This is a genomic window from Treponema sp. R8-4-B8, assembly GCF_054786175.1.
This window is the reverse complement of the sequence record NZ_BDHE01000042.1, coordinates 1-4,046: the sequence shown is the minus strand read 5'-3', so window position 1 is coordinate 4,046 and position 4,046 is coordinate 1. Positions and strand designations below refer to the sequence as shown.

The following is a 4,046-nucleotide window of genomic DNA, read 5'->3' as shown; positions in this document are numbered from 1 at the left end:
TGCGGCATGAAGGGGACAGCTCTCTCCGTGAATACACTCGGTGTCGGTTTCAGTTTCGGTTACTGTAATCATAAAAACTCCTCTGTGTTTAATATACTCTTTTTATGGCAAATCAACAAGTATTTGTAGAACGATGTATGCCTAAAAATTTATTTAGTATTTATTTTAGAAAAATATTGTTCCATTGACACCATAGACAATAAATGATAAAATCAATATATAACACTTTATGCAGTAATCTGCTATTGGCAAGAAAGTGTCTGAAACTGTTTTTACATAAATGAATTAATATACTATAAATTGCCCAATAAAAGGAATTTCAAATGAAAAACTATTCTGTATATATTTTATTATTGATATGCTCCGTGAGTATTTGCTGTGTTTCTAAAAATAAGGGAAATACCGCCGCCATAATGGAAATAAAAAATATTGAAGGTCATTATATTGATGATAAGGATATGCTTACTCCTGTCGAATTAATAATAACAAAAGACGTTAAAGGATATAAATATGAGATGACCACCCCTGATAGAAAACTGGAAGGGAAAATAAGTTTTTCAGACAATTCTGAATCCTTTTATTTAGACGGAATAAAATGGTCTTGTTTGGAAATCGACGGAGACCCTCAAGAATCGCCGGAAAGCGTTGAGGTGCGATTTGATGAAAATGGACTGTTAATACAAAATCGTGGCGGAAATTCAATGAGCGGCGTATATTATGTAATATTTGATGATATAGATGAGATGTGGATCGATTTGATGAGAAAATACATTACCTTGCCCAACGGCATAACTGTGGACGTTAGAATTCCCCAAGATGTTGTCGATATGATAATTAAGCGTTTTAAAGCCATAGAGAACGGCGATATAGCGGCGTTCAGGTCTACATTAGGGCCAATGGAGGATGGAGTAGATTATTATTACCAACTCGGATTAATATGTGAATTTTTTGGAGACTTCTTTGGTATAGACTACGATACTTTTCATGAAGCTGTTGCGGACGGCAGCGAAAAATTAACAGAAATCGCAAATACATTATTTTATGGCGAACATCCTTTAAAAAGCAGAAATACCGGACTAGTAATAAAAAAAATTGAAATTACAGATACTGGCGGATTAAAAGTGACAGCAAAAAATAAAAAGAACAAAGAAATTATTTATAATTTTCCGTATTATTGATAAACGCCTTTGTGCAAACAATGAGCATGAAATTTATACATGCGCCGGTAACTGTTCAAATCTTCAAATATTCTGCAGCCTCCGATAAATCATTACAACGATGCCAAACCGTGGCAAGTATTTCCGGCGTCGGCTCGATAAGGTCTTTAATAAAAATTGACCGTATCCCTGCGGCGTGTAATCCCAAAAGCCCCGGAGGCGAGTCTTCAAAGCCGACGCAGGCAGAAGGAGGCTGCCCTAATTTTTCCGCCGCAAGAAGAAAAATATCCGGCGCAGGTTTTCCGTTTTTAACTTCCTCACCGCAGGTAAGAGCCGCAAAACGGTCGATTATACCGGCTTTACTGAGCATATTTGTCGCGGTGGCAGTACGGGAAGAAGTCGCGACCGCGAATGGTATCTTTGCGGCGGAAAGACGGTCAAGCAGATACATAAGACCGGGTTTTAAGGGGACTCCGTTTTTATCAACTTCTTCTTGTACAAGCCTTCTGAATTCATTGCGAATTGCGTCGTATGGAAAATCTGTGCCGAATTCCTCATACATGACCAAACGCGCTTTTTCAGCGCTTATCCCTACCATACGAAGAACAATATCATAAGTTATGTTATACCCAAACGGTTTGCCCGCGACTTCCCAAAGAGGGATAGTCAGATTTTCCGTATCAAACATAAGGCCGTCCATGTCAAAAATAACGGCGGAAGGGCGGAATGTTTTTTCTGTTGTTTCCATTTTAAACTCTTTTTAACTTAAAATTACTTTATATCCAAATACGTCCTGAAACAATCCGCCCTTTTCTTCAAGCCCCATCAATTCAAGCGAAAGATCATAGGCCTTATCCGCGTGAAGGACGATTGTTTCCGAACGGCGCTCGACGGTGATGTTTTTTATTTGCTGAGTATGACCGCGATCCAAAGCGTCCGCAACCCTTAAAATAGAAGCCATTTTAAGAACAACAACGCGCTCCTCGCGCTGGAGTATCATAAACTCAAGATCAGACGATGAAGGAGGATCTCCGCGATGGTAGTTGACTACATTTGAAATAATGCCAAGTTCATCCTGATGAAGCCCGAAAATTTCAGAGTTCGCGACAATGTACTGACTGTGTTTCTGATGACCGGACGCTTTTATATAACCGCCAATATCGTGCAGAATAGCGGCAGTCTCCAGCATTACGCGATGACGGCGGCTCATGCCGTGTTCTTTTACAAGCGCGTCAAATAACGTCATGCAGTGTTTGGCGACATTAAGAGCGTGAGGCTCGTCAAAATGAAATTTACGCCCAAGGTTAATGGCGGAGGCGATTATCTGCGAGAAAAATTCTTCCTGCATGGATGAATCAACGCCGGAAGCCAAATCGACAAGATAGCCGTCGCGGATTGTAACAAGAGGAACGGCGATATTCGCGGCTCCAGTCTGCTCAAGAAAAAGTTTCAGTACCAATAGGCCGAGGACGAGGCCTTCAGCGTCGGCATAAGGAATTCCAAAATTACGCATGCAGTCTTCTATGCTGTAATTGCGGAGTTGTTCTACAAATTTAATATAATCTTCACGTTTAATGATACGGCAGTTTTCGTTTAATTCTTTTCCAACCTTGTCGGCGGCAAGACGCGCGTCGGCGCTGGCGGCGACAATCATGCGCACTCGGGTAAGATCCATTTCCATGTTTAAATGCGTCAAAGTACTCCTGAGATTCTCATTCAGATAACGCTCGTAAAAAATGCCCGTGCCAAACCCTTGGCGTGAGCGCTGATCGATAAGTATTGTTCCCATTTTTAAGCTGTGAGCCGCTACCATCTGTCCCCGCCGCAAAAGCATAATTTCCGTAGAACCGCCGCCAATCTCGATAATCATGGAATTTGCTCGCCAAATAAGCGGAAGATCGTCCTTTAGCGCGAAACGCACCGCAAGATACATCAGCCTGTTTTCCTCGATACCTTCCACAATAGAAAGATTAAATCCGGTTTCCTGATATATTCGGTCGATAAAAACATCCCTGTTACGCGCCGCGCGGAGGGCGCTTGTAGCGATAACATGAATATTGTTATCCGCAATGCCCCACCCTGATAAAAGTTCGCGGTAGTTTTGAAGAACCGAAAGACACTCAAGGATTGATTCGCGGGAAAGCAGTCTTGAAGTAAAAACGTCGCGCCCAAGAGACGCGGGCTGCATCGCCCTGTCAAGAGTCTGCCAGCTTCCGTTTGAATGAATCTCAGCGATATTCAGCCTTATGCCCGTAGAACCGATTTCTATGATCGCGGTCAGTGTCGTATCCGCGTCGGGATTGAAAGATGAATTTTCCAATGTACTCATAATTACAGTTTATCAATAAGAATGGAACATTTTCCAGAGGGGATTGGCAACGTTTTTTCTTTTACGCCCAGAATGTTAATAGTAAAGTAATAGAGTTTTTCACTTTCCATGTGAATCTCCCACCCTCTGCCGCTTTTATTAGAAAGAATCGTAATCATATTATTTTTAAGGGAAAGATTTTCCACCCCCATAATTTCCAGATTGGGAATAACCCAGTCTACTGTTTTGCGCGGGAGCGAAATTGAAAGCCCGACAATATTTTCTATTGTTAGGCAGATGGTAGAAAGAGCGTCGTAGGTTAAATACTGCGGGCGCGGGAAATTCGGCTTACCAGACCATTTTGCCGGCCCTTCTTTTGTGGGCAAATAAGCTTCCCAAAGATTTCCCCTGTGATGATTACCGTCCGGGCTCATTGAATCAAGCATAAAGTACATGTGCCTAATCGCGCACTCCCGCGCCAAATCCCAGCGCTGATAGCGCTCAAGCCCTTTTATAACCATAAATGTTAAATAAGGATAAACCGATCCTCTAAAGCCGCGCCCTGTTTCATCAAATTCTTT

3 protein-coding genes and 1 pseudogene are annotated in these 4,046 nt (G+C 42.0%); 1 reads left to right on the top strand and 3 read right to left on the bottom strand.

Annotated features, from left to right (window positions below; genetic code table 11):
• The first annotated feature begins 323 nt into the window (after nt 1–323).
• Nucleotides 324–1,178 carry a hypothetical protein gene (locus tag ACYVRA_RS05810; protein WP_461251805.1) on the top strand — a complete coding sequence of 285 codons (855 nt, stop codon included), beginning with the start codon at nt 324–326 and terminating at the stop codon, nt 1,176–1,178.
• Between the two features lie 55 nt (nt 1,179–1,233).
• On the opposite strand, the gene ACYVRA_RS05805 is transcribed toward ACYVRA_RS05810, so the two are convergent.
• The 3 genes and pseudogenes from ACYVRA_RS05805 to ACYVRA_RS05795 all read right to left on the bottom strand — a co-directional run.
• On the bottom strand, nt 1,234–1,905 hold the full coding sequence (locus ACYVRA_RS05805; RefSeq protein WP_461251804.1) for an HAD family hydrolase: 672 nt from the start codon (nt 1,903–1,905) through the stop codon (nt 1,234–1,236).
• Between the two features lie 12 nt (nt 1,906–1,917).
• On the bottom strand, nt 1,918–3,486 hold the full coding sequence (locus ACYVRA_RS05800; RefSeq protein ID WP_461251803.1) for a Ppx/GppA phosphatase family protein: 1,569 nt from the start codon (nt 3,484–3,486) through the stop codon (nt 1,918–1,920).
• 2 nt (nt 3,487–3,488) lie between these two features.
• Nucleotides 3,489–4,046, bottom strand: a pseudogene (locus ACYVRA_RS05795) (hypothetical protein); the annotation flags it as partial.